Source organism: Vibrio sp. Vb0598, from assembly GCF_033338935.1.
GTDB lineage: Bacteria > Pseudomonadota > Gammaproteobacteria > Enterobacterales > Vibrionaceae > Vibrio > Vibrio alginolyticus.
The window spans coordinates 268,606-293,398 of record NZ_JAWOTP010000002.1; the positions used below are offsets into that span (position 1 = coordinate 268,606).

The window sequence follows — 24,793 nt, forward strand, 5'->3', positions numbered from 1 at the left end:
TCAAAGACTATGATTACCGTTATCCGCAAGATGGAGCAACACAGGTAAGAAAAATGGATCTGCAAGAGAATAAAAGAAATGCCATTGCGTTTTACGAAACCGCCTATAGAGGTAACCCAAGAAAGGCAGTTGAAGACTACGTAGGTGATGAGTACATCCAGCACAATCCATTAGTTGGAAATGGCCCCGAGGCTTTTATCGAGTATTTTGAGCGGATGCAAAACGAGTATCCCGATAAAGATATTACGTTTGTGCGAGCCATTGCTGAAGGGAACTTGGTAGCACTACACACTCACCAAACATGGCCTAATGATATTGAATACGTGACGATGGATTTCTTTCGTTTTGATCACAATGGGAAGATCGTTGAACATTGGGACGCTCTGCAAGAGATTCCTAAAGAAACATTGAATGGTCACACCATGTATTAACGAGTCGTTGATTAGTCTCCCATGCCGTTTATTCAAACGGTATGGAAGGTTAAATGATTTGTGGCACTCGAAGTATTAATCATCAAAGCGCTTTTTCGATTCTCACCGCGACGTCTTCAGATACCCAGCCTTTCCACAAGTCAGGGTAGGTATTAAAGAAGTAAAACATCGCTTCTTCACCGTCCGCGTAGTTATCTTCCATCCAGGCCAGCATTTCACTCATTTGCTCGTTGGTAAATCCGCGTTTCTGCAAGTACGCGAATGCTTGGGGTTCTTTGCTCGCAAACGCCTCCGTTGTTACTGTGCGAACTGGAGAAGGTGGGTACATTGTTACTTTTGGTGAAGCGCAATCAGGCTGAGTGGTACAGTTACGATACTCTTCTAAATCTGTTCCGCTACCAAAATCCACTTTGACCATATCATACTTGCCCAATACGGGGGTCGGTGACCAGTAGTAACCAAACCAAGGCATTTTGCGATCATAGGCTTTGGCGATGGTGCCAGCTAATGCTGCGCCAGATCCTGGGTCAACCATCTCAAAGCCGTGCTCACTTAACCCTAATGCATTAAACAAGTGACCGGAGGTGATTTGGCATGTCCAACCAGCAGGGCAGCTATAAAACGCGAACTTGTCATCATCCTCTGGGTGTTCAAATAGTTTGGCGTGCTTGATGACGCCTTCTATCGTCGCGAGTTCTGGATACTGTTTTACCAGATAGGCGGGAACCCAAAAACCTTCTTCACCACCATTGACAAGCGATTCACTAGCGATGCGCAAGCGTTTATCCGCAATCCCTTTATCAAGTGCTTCTTTAATGCCGTTTGTCCATAACTCTGGCGCAACGTCAGGTTGCCCCTTTTCAATCATAGAGGTGCCTGTAGGAACGCTATCACCAGGGATCAATTCCGCATCGCACTGGTAGCCTTCATTTAAGACAAATTGGTCGATGTGCGCCATTAAGCTGGCCGAATTCCAATTCATGTCTGCGATGGTTATTTTTCCGCATTCGTCTGCATTTGCATGAGTAGATAATGCTGATAGCAGCAGAACAGAGAGCATTGAAGGTGTCGTCTTCATGTGACTGAATTTCCTTGTCGTTGTCATTTACTTCAGTATATACATCGGTTTATAAAGATTCAGTGAACAAGTTTTTTTCAGTGACGTTAAGCATAAAAACGGTGATTTATGAAGCGTTTGGTGAGGCGTGTTGAAAGGGAGTTAATACAGCAAGAACACTCCTTCGTAGCCGCCAATCTCAATATGAGAAACATAGTCGCCGATGTTACCGTCTTGATCTACAGGTCGCATAGGCTCTGGAAGTGCGATAGTTATCTTCGGTGAGGAGAAATAATCGATATTCTTGCCAAAGAAATCAGTTCGATACAGAACTCGGCCTTTGGTGAATTCGCGGGCTAACACCATCTCTGTAGGGCCATGCATCACTACCGTATCGTCTGAGTGATACGCAAAGTACGTATGGGTTGGTAACAAATCGATAGCGCCATTAGGCAAGTCAGGATGAGCCACTTTGCTCATAGAAGCATCTCCAATCACCGTGTAATCGGCGGAATAGGGCGTGCTGGTGGACATCATTACCGGAGTCGCCTGATACCCCTCTGGTATTTGATTGGCAGGCTCTCCCAAATCAACGGCAAGCAAGGTGCTAGGTTGATAAGCAATATTCTTTGGTACGCCTGCCTTCCAGAAGTTGTCACTTGTTGTGTTATTACTTCCATATAAGTAGCCATTGTTCCACTGATTAAAGTAACTGCGCTCAGGGTGATAGTTTAAGTAGAACACCGCTAGTGCAGAGTATTGGTCCTGTTTCCAATTGTTTTCTGTGTTACCAAAGTATTGAACTCGACCATAACGCGTGGTCGCTTGATAAATCACTTTCTGGCCAGCTTTGGCGAGTGCAGCGTTATCCCAAAACTTAGCTAACCCAGCATAGCCACTAAAGCCGGTAGAAGGGAAAAGGTAGTGCTCGCGCAAGTTCAAGGAGCCAGCGTTAACCAAGTGGTTTTGCCCATTACGACCGAATAAGTTTGCCGTACCTATGTTGAGGCCAATTAACGCATCTTCATCCAGCGTTGCCAGTTTATTCAAGAACGCCGAGAATTGCGCTTTGTACGCATCGTCAGCAGCTTGGCTACCCGCCACCAAACCAAGCTCATCCACTGTGCCTCCGGAATATATGTAGAACTGATTTGCACCGAGTAACTTATTCGTATCGTCGTTGTACGCACCATTTAAACCTTGTTTCGCCCATTCAGCTTGGTAATAGTGGCGCATTGTATTGGTAAAAACGGGATTACCGAGATTGGTCAATGCCCATGAAGAGGTTTGATTCCACATACGACCAAATGGAATAACCCGTGACTCCCAACGAAATCGTGCCGTTGCATTCTTATTCGAACGGTTTTTGTATTCATTCCAAGAAAGATAATTGTCTTGGTTTCGATCTGCAGATTTGTCGAAGCCACGAATTTTACGCCAGCGTTGAATGGTTTGACCTTCAGGTGTCTCCGTTGGTGCTCCTGAGATATTGACGGCAGGGAAGCTATCTTTGAGTTGAATGTTTTCGAGACGTGGGCGGTTTTCTATGTTGTCGTCATGCCAAGTAATTTTCGCAACGTAAAGGCGGCCGCCGTCGCGTAAAAAGGTGGAGCCAAAGTACTGACCGCCACCATAAGTTTTTCCGCTACCATCATGCGTTGTAGCGCGAACCCAATCCAAAGGAACTGACCAGCTTACTGTTTGGTTTTTAGTCATGTTCTCAGTTTTGTCTTTTTTAATCGCGAAGCTTTTCCATTCAGTTACCCGACCAAACGAGTCGATAGCAGAAGGGTATTCAATCGTGAAGCTGCCGCCTTGAGCAAACTGAGAAAACGTAAAGGTTAAGCGGTCGAACTTCTCTGAGTGATAAACATAGAGGGCACCACCATTATTCGCCTGACCGAACACATCAGCATCCCATGGCGGTGGTTGATATAGCCAAAAACCGGCGTGGTCAGCGCTGGCGGTATAGCCAACGATCATCGGTTTTCGATTGAGTAGAGTATTCTCGCCATGGCTTGAGTCGACTTCAGCTAGGATAGTGTCTTCAGAAAAGTGGAGAAAGAAATCTTCGTAGTCAACTCCATTCAGTTCTGCTTGGTTACGTATATCGTTTTCCAGCCAACCTGAGTTAAGTTCCAGCTTTTGGTTGTACATGTAACCAAGCGCTTTTACACGCTCGTTATCACTCTTATTTTCGTAAGCTCCAAACACGATATCGGCATTATCCAACTCCCATTCAAGTGCAGCGGCAGCAGAGATAGGCTTATCTTGAAGATCAATACCCTGTTCATGCAACCCAGGTAATACGATTGCTGTTCTACTCCAAACGTTGGGTACAGAAAGCAAGCTCAGAGAAGCAAGTGCAATGAGAGAAAAACAATGCGACTTCAACATGGGGTTATCTCACTCATACTTAGATGACTCGAATTAAGGGCCAGAATACAAAGAGAAATTATAGTCCATTCACAAAGTCCTAATCAGGAACCCGCCGATAGAAGGCTTTACCGGAAATCGAGGGGGGAAGCCCGGCAAAAATGAGAAGGTCTGCGTCGGGTGTAGTACGTTCAAAGACTCAAAATTCCGTCTACACAAGCACAAAAGTAACCAGAATTTTAACCTTGTTTCGATTGCCATCATATTGTTGGATTTTCATCAACAATTTCAGTTAAAACCAACTGATTAAACCAGTCATATTCTCTGTTGTATTGATTGCTTATCATACAAAAATTTAACAAAATTAATTTTTATACATTTTTATTGCATAAAAAATCCTTTTGAGTAATATAAATGCCAAGTGACAATTAATGCGGTATGTCAGCATGACTATTCAGGTAAGCGGAATCAATAAATCCTACGGTGAGACACAAGTGCTTCACGATGTCAGCTTTAAGTGTGAAAGCGGCGAAACACTGGTGTTACTTGGTCCAAGTGGTGCAGGGAAGAGCTCTCTACTACGTGTTCTTAACCTTCTTGAAGGTGCGGATAACGGCAAGCTAAACATCGCAAATGATGTTTTTGATTTCTCTACTGAAATCAAAGAGAAACAAGGTTTAGCACTTCGTCGTAAAGTAGGCATGGTGTTCCAGCAGTACAACCTATGGCCACACATGACAGTGATGGAGAACCTGATTGAGGCTCCGGTAAAAGTCGCTGGCATGGATAAAGAAGAAGCGAAGAAGCAGGCAATGCAAATTCTTGCGACGCTGCATTTGGCAGACAAAGCGGATGCATGGCCGATGCAACTTTCTGGTGGTCAGCAACAACGTGTGGCGATTGCTCGTGCATTGATGATGAAACCGGAAGTCTTGCTTTTTGATGAACCGACCGCTGCGCTTGATCCGGAAATTACTAACCAAGTCGTTAAGATTATTAAAAATTTAAGCGAAACCGGAATTACACAAGTAGTTGTGACGCACGAAGTGGATTTCGCCAAGAAAATCGCTAGTCACGTACTGTATTTAGAAAAAGGACACATCGTTGAGCACGGCACAAATGATTCGTTTTCTAACCCGCAAACCGCCCAGTTTGCTGACTACTTAAATCACTAAATTACGTTTTTAAAGTTCAGTCTATTTAACAGATAAGCTCGGCTGTCATTGCGAGTGTCAGCCCACTAAGTACACACGGAGTATTGCAATGAAAAAGATTCTACTAGCTTCACTAATCGGCCTTTCTTCTGCAACTATGGCAGCAAACGCAGCAGCACAAGAAGAGATCAAATTCGCGATGGAAGCGACGTACGCACCGTTCGAATACATGGATGAAAACAACCAAATCCAAGGTTTTGATGTGGATCTGGCGAATGCACTATGTAAAGAAATCGAAGCAAAATGCACCTTCCACAACCAATCTTTTGACAGCCTGATCCCAGCATTAAAATTCAAGCGCTACGATGCGGCAATCTCTGCAATGGACATTACTGAGGCGCGTTTGGAGCAAGTGAATTTCACGAATGCATACTATGACAACTCAGCAGCGTTTGTTTCTATCAAAGAAAAAGTGGCTGATCAAAAAGCACTAGAAGGTAAGCGTGTTGGTGTTCAAAACGGTTCAACACACCAAAGCTACCTGATTGAGCAAATGCCGGGCGTAACCGCGGTTCCTTACTCAAGCTACCAAGACGCGTTCATCGATATGAAAAATGGCCGTATTGATTCTGTATTCGGTGACACAGCAGTCGTAGCAGAATGGTTCAAGAAAGAAGGCAACCTAGCTTACGTGGGTGAGCACGTCACTAACCCTAAATACTTCGGTAACGGTTTCGGTATCGCAGTAAATAAAGGTAACGACGAGCTAGTGAACAAGCTGAACACAGCACTGAAAACAGTGAAAGCAAACGGCGAATACGACGTAATCTACAACAAATACTTCGGTAAGTAATATGGCACTAACGGGTTACTCTTTATCGCTTGTTCAAGCTAGTTGGATGACTGTCCAGCTAGCCTTCACAAGCCTCTTAGTCGGTTTGATTCTGGCAGTGGTATTCGCCAGTGGTGAAATGTCTCGCCGCGTTTTCGTTAAATGGCCAATGACGGCGTTTGTGACGATTGTACGTGGCTTGCCAGAAATCCTTGTCGTGTTGTTCATCTATTTTGGTTCGACGCAGGTTCTGTTTTTAATCACCGGCGACTTTATTGAAGTTAGCCCGTTCTTGTCTGGCGTGGTGGCGTTGTCATTGATCTTCGCTTCCTACGCTTCTCAAACTCTACGTGGCGCATTAAAAGCCGTTGGAAGAGGGCAGAGAGAAGCAGCAAGTGCACTCGGCATCAGTCAAGCACACGCTTTCGTTCGCATTGTTTTACCACAAGCAGTAAGACACGCACTACCAGGTTTAACTAACCAATGGTTGGTTCTGCTGAAAGACACCGCGCTTGTATCACTGATTGGCGTAACGGATTTGTTGAAACAAGCGCAGCTAACATCTGCAGCGACGCATGAAGCGTTTACATGGTACGCAACCGCTGCGGCGATTTACTTAGGCATTACTTTGATTACGCAACGTGCCGTAAAACTGATTGATAAGAAATTCTCAATTCAAGGTATGAGCATGGGACAGGAGGCGACCGCATGAACGAACAACACGTTTGGCAAATGCTGGATGGCTTAGGCACTAGCCTCCAATTGACCGCCGCTTCCTTGGTTGTGGGCTGTCTCTTAGCTCTGATGATGACGCTGACTCTGATCCTGCGTACTCCGGGTTTGCATTGGGTAAGTCGTGGCATCATCACCTTGTTCACTGGTACGCCTTTGTTGGTACAGATCTTTTTGGTGTACTACGGTCCTGGTCAGTTTGACGCAGTAAGAGAAAGTGTATTCTGGACATGGTTAAGCCAACCTTGGTTCTGTGCGATGTTAGCGCTAGCGTTGAATACCGCGGCGTACAGTACTCAGTTGTTCAAAGGGGCATTCAACGCGATTCCTTCCGGTCAATGGCAAGCGTGTCGTGCATTAGGCATGAACAAAACCGCAACGCTGAAAGTGCTGCTGCCATACGCCATTCGTCGTGCTGTTCCGGCTTACTCGAACGAAGTGATTTTGGTCTTCAAAGGCACGTCACTAGCAAGCACGATTACGATCATGGATCTGATGGGTTACGCGCAGCGCATTAATGCACAAACCTACGATACGTTGACGGTATTTGGTATTGCAGGCGCATTTTATTTAACGGTAAATGGTGTGCTAACTCTCATTTTCCGTCAGGTAGAGAAGAAAGCATTGGCGTTCGAAGCCGCATAATCCTTCAATCAACACTCATCATTTAGTTCCACAGTGCCTCTGCGAATGGCTCTCTTGCAGGGGCATTTTTTATATTCGTCATGGCAAATTCCTCAAGTTCCCCCAAACTTAATTCAACGCAATTGTATTGGTGGCACCATGGAAAGAAGACACTTTTTAGCGCTTTGGACATTGTTGTTCGCACCCTCATTAAAAGCGAAAACACCAATGCGGCCAACGCCAGCACAAACTGAAGGGCCATTTTATCCAGTAGTGGACATTCCTCTTCGTCAAAACTTGATTCTGCAATCAGAAGGTTTGGTCGGTGAAGCTATCGTGTTGCAAGGTAAAGTCGTAGATACATCGGGAAACCCAGTTTCAGGCATCAAAGTAGAAATCTGGCAATGCGATGGGCAGGGGATTTACGATCACCCTAAGCAGCCAAATAATGATAAGTTTGATACTCACTTTGCAGGTTTTGGCGCGGTAGAAACTCAATCGGATGGTCGCTACTTATTCCAGACTTTGTACCCCGTGCCTTATGCCTCTCGTCCACCGCACATTCACGTTAAGTTGTGGCGGGATAACCAAGAGCTTCTGACCACTCAGTTGTACTTAAAAGGCAATACTGGTGATGAATGGTGGGGTGGCAAAGCCCGAGATTATCTACAGTTTGAAACCATACGAACCGACGGGCGATTAACTGGCCAATTTAACTTTGTGATTGGCTAGCGAATCCGGTTAAGCCATCAACTCAACCAATTGCGCCAAGCATTCTTTGTCCAGTATTGGATGAGGCTCAACACCCGTGACCAGCACTATATCCACGGAAGGCAGTGATGGCATATCGTCTAAGATCTTAAGATCCTCGCTAACGCTAATACTGCCCATCGCACCGATAGCCATGCCTGAACGTACAATTGCTCGTTGTGCAGAAGCCGTATTGCAACATGCCAGTAGTTGATAAGGAGTGCCACGTTTGGTTAATCCGTCTACTGCTGCCGCATGGTATTTACAGTCGGTTTGGAATAGGGCGAGAGGGAGAGGTTGGGCGTTCTCAATGTCAAAATCAGGATGAGCAATCCACACGCCTTTGTCGCTTGCTAGCCAGTAACCTTCCTCACTGTCCGGTGCTCTTGTCACAATAGCGGCGTCTAGCTTTCCTTCATCAAGTTTTTCTCTCAAGGTGATGCTCGGCTCACTAAAGACCTGAATCGAACATGTGGGCTCAGATTGCTGTAATACGCGGATGACTTTAGGCAAGATATTGTCGTTGTAATCTTCTGGGCAACCTAAGCGAAGAGGACGCTTATTTTCATAACGTTTCACTTGTTTCAGTGCTTGATTGTGCAAGTTAACCAATAGTTCGGCGTGAGAGCGCAGTGCCAGTCCCGCTTCACTCAATACTAGGTTGCGACCTTCTTTTTCAAACAAACTGACGCTGAGTTCGTCTTCTAGCTTACGCATTTGCGCACTGAACGCGGATTGGGTGCGATTGATCTGCTTGGCTGCACGAGTGAAACTGCCCGTTTCGACAAAAGCCAGAAAGCTGCGTAACGCATCGATATCCATATCTAAAACTCATCCATCGTTTTTGTTGAAGTGTTCCATCAAAACTATCCGTTAGTCCCCTTAAATACAATCAGATATTGTGAATGGGTACTCAAAACACAAACCGCATGGAGGCGTCATGAAACTGTTTATTGCTAATCAAAACTACTCAAGCTGGTCACTTCGCGCATGGCTGATCTTTTCTCAATTCAAACTGGATGTGAAAGTCACCAAGCTCAAATTATTCACGGAAGATTTTTATAAGACCTTGGAAGGTATTACACCAACGGCGAAAGTACCTACCTTGGTGGATGGTGACGCAACCGTGTGGGATTCATTAGCGATTTTGGAATACGTTAACGAGCAATACTTACAAGGCAAAGCATGGCCAAGCAACTCCGCAGAACGAGCTAAAGCACGCGCTATTGCGTCAGAAATGCACTCGGGTTTCTTTAACTTAAGAAGCGAACTCCCAATGAATATCCGCGCGCGCAGAAAAGTCGATTTAACTGAAGGTGCACGTAAAGATATTGCACGCATTGACGCTATTTGGGCAGAGCAAGCCAAGCTGCATCCGAATGGTTGGTTATTTGGAGAATGGTCTATTGCAGATGCTATGTATGCACCTGTGGCATTGCGCTTCCAAACTTATGGCATCGAGTTATCGGAAGGTGCCAAAGCTTACCAACAAAAGGTACTAGCAAGTGAATCTTTACAGCAATGGTTGGAAGAAGCGAGCCAAGAAACGGATATCGTAGAAGAGGACGAGGCAGGGGAAGAAGTATAAGCGCATCTTGCGATCGCCTGTAGCAAGGGAAAGCATGACAAAGCACGCTTTCCTCTTCTAGGATAGTTGTAGTTTCCGGCGCGTTTAAGCTAGGTGTTCAACAATCGCTCTGCCTACGCCGTGTGCGCTCGTTGGGTTTTGACCTGTGATGACACGATCATCCACAATTACAAACTCTTGCCATGGTTGCACTTTAGAGTAGCGCGCTGCGCTGCGTGCAAGAGATTCTTCCAATAGGAATGGGATATCGTTGATGGTGCCGAAGTCGATCTCTTCTTCGCGAGTGAAACCTGTTACTGATTTAGACGCAAGTAGCTTTTCGCCATTGCTAAGCGTGATAGGAAGAAGAGCGCCCGGACCATGACAAACTGCTGCAACAATACCGCCATCTTCATAGTGTTTTGCAGAAATCTTGGCAAAATCTTCGTTGCTCGCTAGGTCTGAAAGAAGACCAAAACCACCCGGATAGAAGATCGCATCATAGTTGTCACCGTTGATTTGTGACACTGGAATCGTGTTGTTGATGCGGTTCTGGAAATCATCATCCGCTAAGATTTTCTCGTTGACTGCGTCGCCTTCGATGTCGGTTCCGTACAGTGGTGCTTGCCCGCCTTTGATAGAGGCAATGTCGTAATCGAAGCCTGCACCCAGCAGTTCGCTAAGGGCATGAGTGAGCTCTGGCGCGTAAGTTCCGTTTGCTTGGTCAGTTTCACCTAGGGTCGCATGGTTCGTCACAATGATGAGTACTTTCTTCATGATGGTTTCCTTTTTGGCTTACGTGTATTTGTTGAACACCTTCATACTAATTGCTAAACAAATAAGTGATAATACGATTAATTGGCAAAACATTATTGCTATATAGCAAAGGTAAGTATGGACAGTTTTGAAGGTATCAATGAGTTTGTTACGGTTGCTGAGAGCTTAGGTTTTTCTGCAGCGGCAAAACAGTTAGGTTGCAGTACCAGTCATGTCAGTCGTCAAGTCACAAGGTTAGAAGAGCGATTAGGTGTCGCCTTGTTAGCACGTTCGACAAGAATGGTGAGTCTAACGGAAGCAGGGCAAGCGTATTATCAGCAGTGTAAAGAGTTGGTGATTGGGCTTCAGCAAGCCAATGAACAGCTCACCACGCAGCAAACTCAACTGAGTGGTACGTTACGCGTGAGCGCCGCTGGTGCGTTTTCTGAGAACCATGTAGCGCCTGCCTTGATGGCGTTTGCCAAGCAACATCCTAATCTCACGGTAGAAATCAACTTCAACACCAGCATGGTCAACTTTATTGAAGATGGCTTCGATTTCGCTATTCGTTACGGAAGGTTGAGTGATTCAGGCTTGGTTGCGAGAAAGCTGGTGGATCGTCCCATGGCAGCGGCAGCCAGTCAGCGTTATCTCGATGAACATGGTTTACCAACGCACCCAGAGCAACTCAAGCGTCATAGCTGCATTATTGCCAATAAGGACGTTTGGTTGTTTGAAAAAGACGGCAAGCCTTTAGATGGCGTAAAAGTGCAGGGCAGATGGAAGAGCAATAACGCACACACGGTCTTGCAAGCCTGTGCAGAAGGATTAGGTGTGGCGTACTTACCGAAGAGTAGTTTCAACGATGCTATTTCGTCTGGTCGTTTGGTGCCAATACTAGAGCCGTATTGGGGAAGCGGCAACAGCAGCTGGATTGTTTATCAGAATCGTCACTTTCTGCCACTACGAGCGCGATTGGCTATCGATTTTCTACTTGATCATTTTGCCGATTGGCAGGAGTAATGAGGCTCTGCCAATCGGTTTGTCTATCCATTTGTTAGATCGTCAACATACTAACGTATCTACATGTTTTGATAGCTCGGTCCACCGCCGCCTTCTGGTGCTTTCCATGTGATGTTTTGTGAAGGATCTTTGATGTCACAGGTTTTGCAATGCACGCAGTTGGCGGCATTTATCTGAAACTTCAACTTATTGTTCACTTCCACCACTTCGTAAACCCCTGCTGGGCAATAGCGCTGGCTCGGCTCGTTATACATACCTAAATTCACATCAATTGGAATGTGAGGGTAAGTCAGAACAAGGTGACAAGGTTGATTCTCTTCGTGCTGTGTTCCCGACAAAAATACCGACGAAGGCTTATCAAAACTGATTTCACCATCTGGTTTTGGGTATGCAATTGGGTGGCACTCTTGTTTAGGTTTTAACTGCTCATGATCGTGCGAATAGTCCTTGATAGACCAAGGTAACGGCTTTTTAACCAGTGGTTGCCACAGGTTGTGTTCAAAAGTCGAAAGAGCACCGCCCAGTATGCTGCCAAACTTATGAATGTTCGCACCAAAGTTACGCGTTTCAGCGAGTTCGTCATACAACCATGATGATTCAAACAACGACTGGTAGTCTGGCTCAGAAGCTCCAGTTTGTCGGGCCGTATGTACCGCTTCTGCTGCAATGATTCCGGATTTCATTGCTGTGTGGCTGCCTTTAATTTTAGCAACGTTCAAAGTCCCCGCATCACAACCAATCAATAAACCGCCAGGGAATTGCTGTCTCGGCAGAGAGGAAAGTCCACCTTTCGCAATGGCTCTTGCGCCGTAAGCGATGCGTTGAGCACCTTTCAAATGTGGTTCAATAGCCGGATGGTGCTTAAAGCGTTGAAATTCGTCAAACGGACTCAAGTAAGGATTGCTGTAATTCAAGTCGACAATAAGCCCGACGGCGATTTGGTTGTTCTCCATGTGATAGAGAAAACCGCCGCCTGTGGTATTTGTTTCACTCAAGGGCCAGCCAGCGGAGTGGATAACACTGCCAGATACATCCTTGCTGTCAGTGGGTAACTCCCATATCTCTTTTAGGCCAAGCGCGTAGTGCTGTGGTTGCTTTCCTGCGTCTAGGTCGAACCTTTGAATAAGTTCTTTACCCAGATGTCCGCGACAACCTTCAGCAAAAAGGGTGTATTTTGCCCTTAGCTCGATACCTGGTTCAAAGTTAGGTTTGGCCTGGCCGTTCTTATCTAGTCCCATATCGCTCGTGTTAATGCCTGTCACGGCGCCAGTCTGATCATAATTGATGCTTGCAGCGGCAAAGCCCGGAAAAACTTCCACCCCAAGATTTTCTGCTTGGTTAGCGAGCCAACGGCAAAGGTTGGCAAGGCTAATTACGTAATTATTCTCGCCATTTATCATTGGACGCGGTGTAAGGAAGTGGGGAACGCGAATATGGTTTTGTTCAGTAGTAAGATAAAGGAAATTATCTCGTTGAACCGAGGCTGCTAGCGGGGCCTCCATTTCTTTCCAGTCGGGGAAAAGCTCATCTAAGGCACTAGTTTCAAAAACAGCGCCAGATAAAATATGTGCGCCCACTTCTGAGCCTTTTTCTACAACGCAAATTGAAAGTGCGTCACCTTCACTGTCTTGGCTGAGTTGAGCTAGCCGACAAGCGGCGCTTAAGCCTGCAGGTCCGGCCCCCACGATCACGACATCAAACTCCATGCATTCTCGTTCCATCTTTATGCTTCCTTTCTATTATCGTCATCTGCGTGACAGGTTTTTGGTTTCTATACAGAAAACTATAGCTCAGTTGACGTTAACGTGAAGTGGACTAAGCTCAAGTAATGGATCTGACGTGTTATATGAGGCATGACCATGGAAGACCGACCATTAGCAACACTTGTGCTCGCAGAGCATGACAACCAATCGTTGGCTGTAGGGACGCTGTGTGCAATTAAAGCGGCATTTGAGATTAAGGATGATGATAAATCGCTTCCTGTTTCTGTGTTGCTTATTGGATATCAGTGCCAATCAGTTTTGGATGAGTTGAATTGCGTTCAGGGTGTTGCAGAAATTATCTGGGTTGATGCGAAGGGATATGAACATGGATTAGCGGAAAATATCGCACCTTTGATCTCACAAGTAGCCAAAAACTACTCACACATTCTTTCTCCTGCCAGTACATTTGGTAAGAATGTGATGCCTCGTGTGGCGGCGTTGCTTAATGTTGGTCAACTTTCTGACGTGATGACAATCGAGTCTATCGATACGGTGATTCGTCCAATTTATGCTGGAAATGCATTGGCGAGAGTCACGTCGAATGATCCCTATAAAGTGATGACCATAAGAAGTACGGCTTTTGATGCCGCAGAGCTATCTGACACGCCAGTTGTCCCTAAGCTTACTCAAGTCGACACGGTGATTATCAATAAACTTAGTGAGTTTGTTTCGCAACAAACGCCAGAAAGTGAGCGACCAGAATTGCTAGCGGCTAGAGTAGTAGTGTCGGGTGGTCGTGCATTCGGGAGTAAAGAGAAGTTTGTTTTAGTAGAACAATTGGCTGACAAGCTAGGTGGAGCGGTAGGGGCGTCACGAGCGGCGGTCGATGCGGGCTATGTGTCTAATGACCATCAAGTCGGGCAAACCGGCAAAATTGTTGCACCGGAGTTATACATTGCCGTCGGAATTTCTGGCGCGATCCAGCATTTGGCGGGAATGAAAGATTCCAAGGTGATTGTTGCAATTAATAGCGATCCTGATGCGCCTATTTTTGACATTGCAGATTATGGATTGGTCGGCGATTTGTTTGTGGTAATGCCTGAGCTGTTAGAGAAGCTGTAGATATAGTCTTGTTCCCTAAAACAAAAGGCTTCCAAATTGGAAGCCTTTATCATTTGATTTTTATAAGTTACTTTTCGCTCGGACGTTGCAGGTGCTCTGCAAGTACTTTCGTAAACCTTGCAGCTTCACCACCAGTACAAGCGCGATGATCAAACGTTACGGATAGCGGCATTGCTTTCACCGAAATTGCTTGACCGTTTCTTATTACTACTCGGTCGAGTATTCGGCCCGCGCCGACAATAGCGACTTGTGGTGGTGTGACGACAGGTGTTGCGTAAATACCGGCAATCGCGCCGAAGTTGGAAAGCGTAATCGTCGCGTGCTGCAATTGCTCACGACCGATTTTTCTCTCTCTGATCCCTTCAACGGTTTGATCGAGCCAACGACGAACATCTTGTGGCTCGTATTCATCTGCGTGGCGCAAGACTGGCACGTACAATCCATGACGGCTATCTACTGCAATTCCTACATTGACCGTTGTGTGTACACAGCGTGTCATGGTTTCGGCATCAAACCAAGCGTTTAAAGCAGGCTCTTCTTGACACGCATGAACAATCGCTTGAACAAGGCGGATACTGATATCTTCGTTTGGCAGCCAATCTTCCAACAACGCTTCTTCCGTAATGGTTACGGCTGCAACATGTTCGTGCGATTCGGTCATAGACGACACCATGGTACGTCGAGCGCCTTTCAAAACTTCGGTGCCTGGACGCTGTTTTCCGGCTTCGTCGTAAATATCGGCATCAACGATAAGTCCGTTCGGGCCACTACCTGACACGAGGTTAAGATCTACCCCAAGTTTTTGTGCCAACAAGCGAGCCGAAGGCAGGGCGGTAACGAGGTTACTTTCTGTCGTGTTGTGGTTGCCACCTATCCAGAAATCATCAACGTTTACATGATGCGCTTGGTGAGAAACGCTGCCGACGACGGTTGCGGCGTCAGCAGTGGCTTTTTTCTCTGCCGTTACTTCTCTCCCGGCACCTGTTTCATCAATCTCTAGCAGTAATGCACCAATATTGACGATTTCACCTTCCTCACCATGACGGCTGACCACACGGCCAGAGTAGGGGGCAGGGACGTCTACCGTTGCTTTTGCTGTCTCGACAGTTAAGATCACTTGATCTAATTTAACCATGTCACCGACATTAACGTGCCATTTGACAATTTCTGATTCAGCGAGGCCTTCGCCGAGATCGGGTAAATTAAACGTCTTCATTTCCAATCCTCCACGAGTTCGCGTGCCGCGGTCACAATGTCTTCTTCCTGAACCATGAAATAATCTTCGTTACGGTAATAAGGCATAATGGTGTCCATTCCAGTTACTCGTTTAGGTGGGGCTTTAAGTAAGCACATGGCATGTTCAGCGGTTCGAGCTAATAGCTCAGAGCCCACACCACAAGTTTTACTCGCTTCATGAACAACGAGTAAACGTCCAGTTTTTTCTAGTGAGCTGAAAATCGTCGCGGTATCAATTGGCTTAATACTCGCCAAATCAATCACCTCGACTTCAATCCCCTGACTAGACAAGGTTTGCGCGGCCTGAAGTGACTCTACGACACATGCGCCCCAAGTAACGAGCGTGATATCTCGCCCCTTACGCAAGGTGAAGCAGGTGTCGAGTGGGAGTGCTTCGCCGTTATCAACGACTTCAGATTTAACGGTGCGATATATGCGCTTCGGTTCGAAGAACATGACGGGATCATTGCTTCTAATTGCAGCGAGAAGTAAGCCGTATGCGCGTTGTGGAGAAGAAGGAATCACCACTTTAAATCCAGCAGTGTGAGCAAATAGCGCTTCCACGCTTTCTGAGTGGTGTTCCGGAGCGTGGATACCGCCGCCAAATGGCGCACGAAAAACCGCGGGACAAGTGAGCCGACCGCGAGTTCTGTTACGCATTCGAGCCGCGTGGCACATTAAGTGCTCCATCGCAGGAAAAACGAAACCTTGAAACTGAAATTCGGCGACAGGTCGTAATCCTTGCGTTGCCATACCGACCGCAACCCCGCCGATTAAGGCTTCAGCGAGGGGCGTATCGATGACTCGTTTAAGACCAAACTCTTGCTTGAGTCCAACAGTGGCACGAAATACACCACCATTATCGCCCACGTCTTCACCTAATACGACAACATTGGGGTCTTGTTGCATTTCGTGGTGCAGGGCAAGGTTTACTGCTTCAACCAACGTTAGCTCAGCCATGTCTGCCTCCCTGCATTCTCATTGCCTTGTTGATGAGTTCATCTCTTTGTGCATGAAGCTCTTGAGGTAGCGATTCATACAAATAATCGAAACCGGTTTCTGGTGCTTGTGGCGGTAAGCTCAGATAGCGTTCAACAGCTAACTCTACTTGCTCTTTACAGTAATCTAGCCATTGCTGTTCTTGTTCGTCGCTCCAAGCGCCTTGATTAAGGAGGTACGTTTTAAGACGTGCGATAGGTTCGTATTGCCATGCAGTTTGAACATCATCTTCTTTACGATAACGAGTCGCATCATCGGCCGTAGTGTGGTCACTCAGTCGGTAACTCACCGCTTCGATGAGTGTTGCTCCTTTCCCTTTTCTTGCTCTCTCAAGGGCGGTTTTAGTTGCATCATAAACGGCGACGACATCGTTACCATCGACAGTAATACCCGGTATACCTGCACCTTGCGCTTTTTCTGATAAGAAATCGGCGGCACATTGGAGACTACGCGGCACTGAAATTGCCCACTGGTTATTGTTTACGACGAAAACAAGTGGAATATTCCAAGTACCTGCGCAGTTTATTGACTCAAGAAAGTCCCCTTTGGATGTACCACCATCGCCGCACATGACTAGCGCAGCTTCATGGTTACCTTGAATTTTTAGCGCGGAAGCCACCCCGACAGCATGCGTACATTGCGTCGCTATGGGTACACAGTAGGGAAGGTCTCGGCTAGGAACCGGACTGCCCTCAGGAGCAAAATCACTCCCGCGCTCATCGCCACCCCAGTATTGAAGGTTCTTTTCCATGCCAATGCCACGACACCACATCGCAGGCATATCGCGGTAGTAAGGGACAAACACATCATCGGCTTTAAGTGCTCTGCCGACCGCAATGCCTATGGCTTCCGCGCCTAAGTGTGAGGGATAGGTCCCTAGCTTACCGGTGCGTTGCAAGGCAACTGCTTTGTTGTCGTAAGTGCGAGTTAATACCATGTCTCGGTAAAACCCGACCAATGTTTCAGTGTCAGCCCAGTTGGGTAGTTGGCCGACGAGGTCCCCACGATGGTCGATAAACCGATGCATGGGTAATGCCTGAACGTTCATCTCAAGCTCCTTTTGACGCTGCGGGTCTTTTGGACTGCAGCTGTTCATACAAAACCAGAGTTTGTATGGGTACTCAAACTCTGATATCAGCGCAAAGGCCATACCTAAGGTTGCGTGTGCTTTCGATAGCGGTAGGCATCTGTTCGTCCCTTAAACTATTTGTCGATAACATCGCTGCGACTATTTCACCGCAAGATACAGAGAAAGGCTTTTCTGTATCTAACCCTCTAACTAAATCGTGGTATAGCCAGATACAATAAGTGTAAACAAATTGTTAAATTATGCTTCATTTTGACTTTCGATCAGTAGTAAAGTTTTGCTTACACCCTGATTTTGCAGAGTAATATGCTGATATTTTGTTGGTGGTATTTTTAAACTCGAATTTAATTACTGGTTAATGAAACATATTTGCAACAAAATTTGGCTGTAAAATTTGACAAAGTGAGTCATTATTAATGAATCAACTCAAACAGTTGCTATATGATGAATTGCAAATTTTTGTTGTGCTCGAAGCCTCGACCTTATGAGAATGCATAACTTCTTCCCAACTGAGTGGAATCAAGGTAGGGTGACGGCATTACAAATGTATACCCTCGGCAGTCCTTGAGCTTATCCAAAGTAGGTGGTGCTCAAGCGGAAGTGATTATGGAGAAGTTATGTACCACGCTCATGTTTATTTTCCCCTAAGAGAACAAGATAAAGCGCAAGCCTTGAACGAGATCATCCGTCAAGAGCGTCAAGATGTGCTGCGTGTGTTTCCATTAGTTGGAAGGTTAGTTGGCCCACACAAGATGCCGATGTTTGAAATTCACCTAGAATCATTGAGTGAAGAGTTCTTGGCGTGGCTTGATACGATTCGAGGCGATTTTTCTGTGCTTATTCACCCAGTAAGCGAAGAAGAGTTGCTCGATCACACAGAACGCGCGATTTGGTTGGGCAGAGAGATTGGTGTATTTGAAGAAAAGTTAGAGAAATAGTTGCTCTTCTCGTCCATGCATGGCCGCTTTGAATCCTTCTCTTCTCATTGCGGTCGCAGCTTCTGCTTAACGCCTCATCTTCATTGATGGATGCGGAATCCCTTTCTTACGCTTTGCTGTAGCTATTTTTGTGCTAAACCTAAAAGTAGGCTTTCGAACTTCACGCACAAAGCGTGAAAATGTCGCTGTTTAGCATGCCATTAAATGAATTTTGGTGGTAATAAAATAATAAGTATTTGATAAATCAAATAGGTATAGCAGGGAAGTGCAGTTTACGACCCCAACGCCATTGGCAGTGGCGCCGATAATTTATGAGGGGGAAGGGTATGTTTTCAATACTCTTGGTTATACTTGCACTCTATATATTTTGGCTGTTGTTTCGCAACGGGCCTGCGTTTGCCGGGCGTACCGCTCAAAAAAAACGTGACTGGGTTGGGCCTACCGCCAACAAAGAAGAGTGGCGAGGATTTTGTACGGATGTATTTCAGCCGTTCAGTTCTCAAACGACTTTCTACGCCATTGCTTATTTTGCCAATTACGTAGCAGCAGCGAACGCAATATCTTGGTCAACGATATACGAAGGCGATTATCCGGTCATCATAAGCCGATTTGGTAGCTACTTCATTTTAAGCACGCATGATGCACTGGTCGTAGCTGGGTTTATTGCGCTTGCTTTCTTTATCATTAATTGGCAACTTGCCATGCGCTGCTCTGGTATTCTTAGCCAGTATCTAGTGCGGATTCTTATTATTAATCAAAAGCGCTTTGTCGCGATTAGCTTGGTGTTTTGCAGCTACTTTTCGTACCTACTGACGCTTGGTATATTCTGGCTGTTCCATGATGGGTATTCAATCTGGCATGGATTAATGCTTAGCCCCGTGTTCCTGTTGTTAGCTTTATTGGTAGCGGTTGTTGTGCCATCTGCAAAAAGAGAAAATAGTGTACCTAAGTAATCCCGAGATGGTTTGTTCAGCGGGAATAGTTTGGCTTGTAGACTAGGTGGTGATGTAAAGGACTAGCGAGTCTAAATCACGAAGCGGTAACAAAGTATACGAGCCGAGATCTTTACTTCATCAGATATTTGGATGGCTTTGGGGCGTTTACTTAAGCAAGGTAGGCTGCACTTTTAACTCGATCAGATTATCACGTTCTGGTTTAGCCTTATCGAATGACAAAATAAAGCTGCAATTCGATAACCCTAGACAAGATGATATGTCTTCGTAAAAGGGTGAAGTGTTCGTACTGGGAACTTAGAATTAAAAAACGCGGCCAAAGAATAGCCGCGTTTATTAGAATAAGAGATTTAACTTTCTGTCACAGGTTCAGAGGCTTGTTCAGCGCTTGAATCCACAGCTTTTACAAGTAGTAGACCAACACCTCCGACGATGGCACCACATAGAATAAACACTAAGCGCCCCCATACTGGGTTAGGTAGCAGAGCCATAAACATGACACCTATACCTGCGACCGCGATAAGTTTACCCAGCATTTGACGTTGCTTGTTATCGAGTTTTTTCTGTGCCACTGATTCCGCTACAAGAGGCGTTGATAGGTTTTCAAAGAACTTATCGACATCTGCTTGACGTTTGTCAGTTAGAGGCTTGTAGAATAGAGTCGACAACATGAAGAAGCCACCAGTTAGTGTCATGTGTCCGATTAGACCTATTGCTACTTTCACATCAGACCATTCTCGGCTAGTCAACTCCTCAAGGCCAAACGCCGATGACACCATATCAGCTGTGATAACAAACCCAACAAGGTAGGAAACGATGCCACCCACAACTAGAGTTCCCCAACCTGCCCAGTCTGGAGTTTTCTTGATAAAGAAGCCTAAAAACGCTGGAATTGTCATTGGGAATCCGATGAGCGCACCAACGTACATCATAGTGTCGAATAGACTCAGACCTTTTAGAGAGTTTATAAACTGCGCGATTAGAATAATTGCAACGCCAAATACCGCCGATGTTGCTTTAGAAACAGCGACTAGCTCTTTCTCTGATGCTTGGCCCTTACGAACGATCGGTTCATAAAAGTTCTTTACGAAAATACCTGAATTGCGGTTAAGACCAGAGTCCATAGAGGACATCGTAGCAGCAAACATTGCAGCGACCAGAAGTCCAACCATACCTGCTGGCATGTACTCTTGAACGAAGTATAGGTACGCGAAGTCGCCTGCTTTGTTACCAGCATCTGGATAAGCTGCCGCTAAATCAACACCTTGGCCTGCAATATACCAAGAAGGCATGAACCAAATGAAAACTCCACCCAGCATCAATACACATGCTAGCAAAGCTGCTTTTTTTGCATTTTTAGAGTCTTTTGCAGCTAGGTAACGGTAAGAGTTCAACATATTGTTTGTAATAGAGAACTGCTTAACGAAGATAAAGAACGCCCAAATACTAAAGATGCTTAAGTAGTTCAGGTTGTTACCTGCAACAAAGCTGCCACTTTCTGCGACTGGGAAGTTAGAGATAATTTCAGTAACTCCACCACCTTGAACAATAGCAACGGCTGCACATGTGATCGTTACCGCCATGATGATGACCATTTGCATGAAATCGGAGGCGATAACCGCCCAAGAGCCGCCAGTTACCGACATCGCAAGTACAACTAAACCGGTAATCCAGATGGTTGCTGTCATATCAAAACCAAAAATACCTGAAGCTATAATAGCAAGGGCGTTAAGCCATACACCTGCAGAGACAACACTGTTTGGCATCGAAGACCAAGTAAATACTTGTTCGTTTGTTGTACCAAAACGCATACGAATGGCTTCTATGACAGTTACGACGCGTAACTGACGAAATTTCGGTGCAAAGTAAGCGAAGTTCATGAAGTAACCAAACGCGTTTGCAAGGAAAATAATAGCGACAGCAAAACCATCATTGTAGGCTTTACCAGCGGCGCCAGTAAATGTCCAAGCAGAGAATTGAGTCATAAACGCCGTTGCTCCAACCATCCACCAAAGCATGTTGCCGCCACCTCGGAAGTAGTCGCTTGTAGTACTAGTAAAAGTTCTGAACATCCAACCTATTGCGATTAAGAATAGAAAATAGATGCCCACAATGAGAGTATTGAGTTCCATCTTTAGACCTTTGAAGTAGTTTATTGTCCTAAGTAATAGTAACGTTCGCCCCTCTTATTTGTAGTACAATAACTCAAAATCGTGACCAGTAAGGCGTAATAAACCCTTTAATTAATCATACAAGTGATCGGTGTCAGATATTGCTTTTCTCTGAAGCTGCTAAAAGTGTCGAGTTTAGGTATGGGTTCTATGAATATACTTATAAAGAATCTTAAGTCCTCTAATAAGAATGGACGCGGATTTATGCATATCTGGCAGAGGGATATAACATCGATTGATGTAGGATTGTTAAAAAAAAGCCCATGCAAGCCTGTACTGCATGGGCCAAACGGTACTAGTACCGCGAGCTGTCGGCTGAAGTTCGCAACAGCGGCTTTACATGATTACTAACCACTGCAGATTACGTTCGAGGGGACATCACCTGAATTCGGTTGTTTATGTAACGCTGCTAGATCTTCGACAATCATTGCGCACATGCAATGCTAAGCTCTCTAAAATGTAGTTATGATATGGAGCAACTAATCAGTTTACACTCGCTCTGATGTTGGCAAGTGACAATGGCTATTCGCTGCATTTAGCTAACGCCGACCCCATTAATGATATTGTATTATTAATTAAGGTAAATGCTGATGATACCAAATTGTGATAGAGAACATGTTTAGCAAGTAGGCCTGTGATCTGGATGATTACAGGCTAAGTCGGTAAAGGGGCCCGACTGTCGCTTTTGTCTGAGGTGCGATACGGGTTTGTTGAACTAATAGTAACTCTGCAGTTGCAATTGCATCTGCAAGTGCATTATGGCCGTTGTAAGCGGGTAACCCGTAACGTTCCCTTGTCGCTGCTAGAGTCACATCTGATTCATCGGAAGCATTGATAGCTCTTTGTAACCTTTTTTCTATTCGCAAGGTGTCTATCCAAATGAGCGGCAACTCTTTTATGTTGAAAACTCGCTGTAAATATTGATTAATAAAGCTAGTTTCTACTATACATCCGTGCGCAACAATAACTTTGTTTTCTGCTGCTTTAAAGAATGTCCGCATTGCTTCATGAATAGAGATTCCATCAGTCAGCATTTGTTGGGTAATATGGTTAACAACTATGGTTTCGGGCTTAATTTTTGAGTCGCTATGTACATAAAGGTGTTGGCTTGTTGCTAAGTCAATATGGCCTTGTCGAATCTCTACCCAGCCCATGGAAAGAATGACTTCTTCCTCACTGTCTAAGCCAGTTGTTTCAAGATCAAGAACGATGAACTCAGTGTCAAAAGCTCGTTGATTTACGTCCAGATTTGGCGAGCGAAGCAGCTTTTTAAGATAAAGAGGGATGTGCTTCTTTTTACAGTGCTTTTGTCTCTGACGATTTTTTCGTGTCAATGGATGAAAGTACTCAAGTAAGCGCTTCATTATCGGCTCCCAAAACGGAGTTTGGCGACTTCTTGTAGATCTGCAATGATGCGGAACGCGTCTTTTAAATGTTGACGTTCAAAACTACCGAACGTATTGGGGTCAATGTGGTTATTTGGCTCATCTCCACTTTTTAGTGCTTCTAATTGATGGGCAAATCGAAACGACAAGATGAATTGATATGCGTTTATTATATTTTTGTACGCGTCATGGCTGAGCAGCCCTTTTTCGTTAGCTGCTTTAAAACGCTCATCAGTTGCAGTGAGGTCACATTCAACTGCAAGACCATAAATCCTTGCAAGATCAATGATTAGATTAATCGCGTATTTTTTTACGTCGAGCGTTTTCTTGTTCTCTCCCGATTTTTGTAATACTAGGCTATTGAATATTCCTAGCGGTGGGTTTGTTTTCACCGCATCGTTAACTAACATCGTAAGGAATTCTCTATTAGCGTTGATGTTAGAGTGAAGCTCATCGCGGAGTATCTGTTCAAAGTCTTTGTTTCCATAAACGGTTCGGATTTCTAAAAAGACACTGATATTGAGGAGGCGCTCGTATTCAGGATTTGCCACCCATTTCTTATAGTACTTTTTCCAAACAGAGAGAGGCTGGCACCATTTAGGGGTCGCTGCCATAAATTTCCCTGGACACAATGGATAGTTACATTTATTCAGACCATTACTTACTATCATTGCTAAATGTTTGAAGTAGATACGGTCGTTATCTGTTGCCGAATCATCTAATACGATGGCGCTATCTTGATCTGACAGCATATGTACTTCTTGGCGAGCATGAGAGCCTGCCACAATCCAAGAGAAGTCACAGGGAGGTGTTCCCAACTTATCAATGGCTATTTGTATTAACCTACGAGTGTACGCATCCATAATCATGGTCATCACTTTACCAATGATTTCTGGTGAAACCCGTCCTTCGACTAATGCTTCAAAAATAGCTTGGCGCTCAGACGTAAAACTAGACAAAGCTTTGACACTGCCAGCATATTTGATCTTTTCAATTAAAAATATTGCTTGGACTCGATGGTTTTGAACCAAGTGCGTTGTTGTCAAAACGCCAACGACGTTATTGTCTTTGACTAGGGGTAAATTTCTTATGTTGTGCTGCATCATAATGGAGGCAGCATGCAGAACTAAATCGTCAGGATGAATTGTTTTAGGATCAGGCGACATGACTTCGACGACTGGTGTTGAGATGCTTAATCCTTTAGCGATGACTCGCTTTGTCATATCTCGGTCGGTAATCAGTCCAACTATTTTATTATCACGATAAACGACAGCGCAGGGAGAGCACTTATCGATCATCTCGTTGGCGACTGACTGAATGGATTGCTCAGCGGTTACAATTGCAACTCGACCACTAGCAACTTCCTCTACACGCCGAATAAACAACCCTTTTTCTTTGTTAGACCACACGACATCTAATGCTGACTTTAGCCGTACCTGAGCTTGTGATGCAAAATGTTCAGCACATTCAGGATGAGAAGTGCACAACTTTTTCAGCGCAGCATTTGGAATTACATAAACTAATGAATTTTCGATTGCAATTGCTTTGTATTCTTTCCCGCTTTCGACTTCGTTACCAAGAAAAGTGAAGCCAAACAAATCTTCCGGACCAAGTTTAGCTCTCAATATGCCATCAGATTTACGCTGTTCGATAGAGCCAGTTCTAATAATATAAAGTGACTTTTCGTTCTTAGAAGAACATTGATCAACAACATCCCCCTTGCTTAAATAAGTGATCTTAACAGATGAAGCAAGCTCGCGAAGTGCACCTTTAGGTACCTTGTCAAACGGATCAATCTGGCTGATAAACTGTATGATATTTGGCAGTAGCGAGTCGGTCATAACACAACATTCTCAAAATACATTTGTATTACTATATATCAAAATATTGATGGTGT

23 protein-coding genes are annotated in these 24,793 nt (G+C 45.2%); 12 read left to right on the forward strand and 11 right to left on the reverse strand.

Annotated elements, in window-relative coordinates; all coding sequences use genetic code 11:
- Nucleotides 1-53 precede the first annotated feature (53 nt).
- Entirely contained in the window at nucleotides 54-431 is a 378-nt protein-coding gene (locus R7Q38_RS03695) for a nuclear transport factor 2 family protein (RefSeq protein ID WP_031777276.1), read from the forward strand.
- Between the two features lie 82 nt (nucleotides 432-513).
- Here R7Q38_RS03695 and R7Q38_RS03700 read toward each other — a convergent pair whose 3' ends face one another.
- Together R7Q38_RS03700 and R7Q38_RS03705 are read right to left on the reverse strand one after the other, a co-directional pair.
- Nucleotides 514-1,509 carry an ABC transporter substrate-binding protein gene (locus tag R7Q38_RS03700; RefSeq protein ID WP_005375798.1) on the reverse strand — a complete coding sequence of 332 codons (996 nt, stop codon included), beginning with the start codon at nucleotides 1,507-1,509 and terminating at the stop codon, nucleotides 514-516.
- Between the two features lie 141 nt (nucleotides 1,510-1,650).
- A complete protein-coding gene (locus R7Q38_RS03705; protein ID WP_239938544.1) occupies nucleotides 1,651-3,885 on the reverse strand; it encodes a hypothetical protein in 2,235 nt (744 codons plus the stop codon).
- 425 nt (nucleotides 3,886-4,310) lie between these two features.
- Here R7Q38_RS03705 and artP point away from each other — a divergent pair, with 425 nt between their 5' ends.
- The 5 genes from artP (at nucleotide 4,311) to R7Q38_RS03730 (ending at nucleotide 7,938) form a co-directional block, all read left to right on the forward strand.
- Nucleotides 4,311-5,039: an arginine ABC transporter ATP-binding protein ArtP gene (gene artP / locus R7Q38_RS03710; protein WP_086013014.1), complete on the forward strand. Its 729-nt coding sequence runs from the start codon at nucleotides 4,311-4,313 to the stop codon at nucleotides 5,037-5,039.
- Nucleotides 5,040-5,127: 88 nt separating this feature from the next.
- Nucleotides 5,128-5,871 carry an arginine ABC transporter substrate-binding protein gene (locus tag R7Q38_RS03715; protein WP_213911990.1) on the forward strand — a complete coding sequence of 248 codons (744 nt, stop codon included), beginning with the start codon at nucleotides 5,128-5,130 and terminating at the stop codon, nucleotides 5,869-5,871.
- Nucleotide 5,872: 1 nt separating this feature from the next.
- A complete protein-coding gene (gene artQ, locus R7Q38_RS03720; protein ID WP_005388570.1) occupies nucleotides 5,873-6,562 on the forward strand; it encodes an arginine ABC transporter permease ArtQ in 690 nt (229 codons plus the stop codon).
- Nucleotides 6,559-7,227 carry an arginine ABC transporter permease ArtM gene (artM, locus tag R7Q38_RS03725; protein ID WP_005388569.1) on the forward strand — a complete coding sequence of 223 codons (669 nt, stop codon included), beginning with the start codon at nucleotides 6,559-6,561 and terminating at the stop codon, nucleotides 7,225-7,227. Before artQ ends, artM begins: the two co-directional genes overlap by 4 nt.
- Before the next feature lie 138 nt (nucleotides 7,228-7,365).
- Nucleotides 7,366-7,938 (forward strand): protocatechuate 3,4-dioxygenase, encoded by a 573-nt coding sequence (locus tag R7Q38_RS03730; protein ID WP_171345436.1) that lies wholly within the window; start codon nucleotides 7,366-7,368, stop codon nucleotides 7,936-7,938.
- A gap of 9 nt (nucleotides 7,939-7,947) precedes the next feature.
- Here R7Q38_RS03730 and R7Q38_RS03735 read toward each other — a convergent pair whose 3' ends face one another.
- Nucleotides 7,948-8,778: a LysR family transcriptional regulator gene (locus R7Q38_RS03735; protein ID WP_213911988.1), complete on the reverse strand. Its 831-nt coding sequence runs from the start codon at nucleotides 8,776-8,778 to the stop codon at nucleotides 7,948-7,950.
- A gap of 118 nt (nucleotides 8,779-8,896) precedes the next feature.
- On the opposite strand from R7Q38_RS03735, the gene R7Q38_RS03740 reads away from it, so the two are divergent.
- The gene (locus R7Q38_RS03740; protein WP_239939173.1) at nucleotides 8,897-9,544 is read left to right on the forward strand and encodes a glutathione S-transferase family protein; all 648 of its coding nucleotides are present in this window, start codon (nucleotides 8,897-8,899) and stop codon (nucleotides 9,542-9,544) included.
- A gap of 84 nt (nucleotides 9,545-9,628) precedes the next feature.
- Here R7Q38_RS03740 and R7Q38_RS03745 read toward each other — a convergent pair whose 3' ends face one another.
- The gene (locus R7Q38_RS03745) at nucleotides 9,629-10,300 is read right to left on the reverse strand and encodes a type 1 glutamine amidotransferase domain-containing protein (RefSeq protein ID WP_005388562.1); all 672 of its coding nucleotides are present in this window, start codon (nucleotides 10,298-10,300) and stop codon (nucleotides 9,629-9,631) included.
- 117 nt (nucleotides 10,301-10,417) lie between these two features.
- On the opposite strand from R7Q38_RS03745, the gene R7Q38_RS03750 reads away from it, so the two are divergent.
- Nucleotides 10,418-11,302 (forward strand): LysR family transcriptional regulator, encoded by an 885-nt coding sequence (locus R7Q38_RS03750; RefSeq protein WP_005388553.1) that lies wholly within the window; start codon nucleotides 10,418-10,420, stop codon nucleotides 11,300-11,302.
- 59 nt (nucleotides 11,303-11,361) lie between these two features.
- Here R7Q38_RS03750 and R7Q38_RS03755 read toward each other — a convergent pair whose 3' ends face one another.
- The gene (locus tag R7Q38_RS03755) at nucleotides 11,362-13,023 is read right to left on the reverse strand and encodes an electron transfer flavoprotein-ubiquinone oxidoreductase (protein WP_318114076.1); all 1,662 of its coding nucleotides are present in this window, start codon (nucleotides 13,021-13,023) and stop codon (nucleotides 11,362-11,364) included.
- A 138-nt stretch (nucleotides 13,024-13,161) separates the two neighbouring features.
- Between R7Q38_RS03755 and R7Q38_RS03760 the strand changes: the two genes are divergently transcribed.
- Nucleotides 13,162-14,127 (forward strand): electron transfer flavoprotein subunit alpha/FixB family protein, encoded by a 966-nt coding sequence (locus tag R7Q38_RS03760; protein ID WP_239939171.1) that lies wholly within the window; start codon nucleotides 13,162-13,164, stop codon nucleotides 14,125-14,127.
- Nucleotides 14,128-14,194: 67 nt separating this feature from the next.
- On the opposite strand, the gene R7Q38_RS03765 is transcribed toward R7Q38_RS03760, so the two are convergent.
- The 3 genes from R7Q38_RS03765 to pdhA are packed head-to-tail and all read right to left on the reverse strand — an operon-like array spanning nucleotide 14,195 to nucleotide 17,410.
- A complete protein-coding gene (locus tag R7Q38_RS03765; protein WP_005375831.1) occupies nucleotides 14,195-15,343 on the reverse strand; it encodes a dihydrolipoamide acetyltransferase family protein in 1,149 nt (382 codons plus the stop codon).
- Complete coding sequence (locus R7Q38_RS03770) at nucleotides 15,340-16,323, reverse strand: alpha-ketoacid dehydrogenase subunit beta (protein ID WP_017634235.1); 984 nt, start codon at nucleotides 16,321-16,323, stop codon at nucleotides 15,340-15,342. Before R7Q38_RS03770 ends, R7Q38_RS03765 begins: the two co-directional genes overlap by 4 nt.
- Nucleotides 16,316-17,410 (reverse strand): pyruvate dehydrogenase (acetyl-transferring) E1 component subunit alpha, encoded by a 1,095-nt coding sequence (pdhA, locus tag R7Q38_RS03775; protein ID WP_025998586.1) that lies wholly within the window; start codon nucleotides 17,408-17,410, stop codon nucleotides 16,316-16,318. The genes R7Q38_RS03770 and pdhA overlap by 8 nt, the downstream gene beginning before the upstream one ends.
- 65 nt (nucleotides 17,411-17,475) lie before the next feature.
- On the opposite strand from pdhA, the gene R7Q38_RS03780 reads away from it, so the two are divergent.
- From R7Q38_RS03780 to R7Q38_RS03790, 3 genes are all read left to right on the forward strand, one after another.
- Nucleotides 17,476-17,670 (forward strand): hypothetical protein, encoded by a 195-nt coding sequence (locus R7Q38_RS03780; RefSeq protein WP_127891143.1) that lies wholly within the window; start codon nucleotides 17,476-17,478, stop codon nucleotides 17,668-17,670.
- 396 nt (nucleotides 17,671-18,066) lie between these two features.
- The gene (locus R7Q38_RS03785) at nucleotides 18,067-18,387 is read left to right on the forward strand and encodes a DOPA 4,5-dioxygenase family protein (protein WP_005375836.1); all 321 of its coding nucleotides are present in this window, start codon (nucleotides 18,067-18,069) and stop codon (nucleotides 18,385-18,387) included.
- A gap of 326 nt (nucleotides 18,388-18,713) precedes the next feature.
- Nucleotides 18,714-19,340, forward strand: a complete 627-nt coding sequence (locus R7Q38_RS03790) for a hypothetical protein (RefSeq protein WP_154203902.1) — start codon at nucleotides 18,714-18,716, stop codon at nucleotides 19,338-19,340.
- Nucleotides 19,341-19,690: 350 nt separating this feature from the next.
- Here the strand turns inward: R7Q38_RS03790 and R7Q38_RS03795 are convergent, their stop codons facing one another.
- The 3 genes from R7Q38_RS03795 to R7Q38_RS03805 form a co-directional block, all read right to left on the reverse strand.
- Nucleotides 19,691-21,472: a sodium:solute symporter family transporter gene (locus R7Q38_RS03795; protein WP_017634233.1), complete on the reverse strand. Its 1,782-nt coding sequence runs from the start codon at nucleotides 21,470-21,472 to the stop codon at nucleotides 19,691-19,693.
- Between the two features lie 686 nt (nucleotides 21,473-22,158).
- Nucleotides 22,159-22,875: a 3'-5' exonuclease gene (locus tag R7Q38_RS03800; RefSeq protein ID WP_005388533.1), complete on the reverse strand. Its 717-nt coding sequence runs from the start codon at nucleotides 22,873-22,875 to the stop codon at nucleotides 22,159-22,161.
- The gene (locus R7Q38_RS03805) at nucleotides 22,875-24,737 is read right to left on the reverse strand and encodes a putative nucleotidyltransferase substrate binding domain-containing protein (protein WP_149192218.1); all 1,863 of its coding nucleotides are present in this window, start codon (nucleotides 24,735-24,737) and stop codon (nucleotides 22,875-22,877) included. Before R7Q38_RS03805 ends, R7Q38_RS03800 begins: the two co-directional genes overlap by 1 nt.
- Between the last annotated feature and the right edge of the window lie 56 nt (nucleotides 24,738-24,793).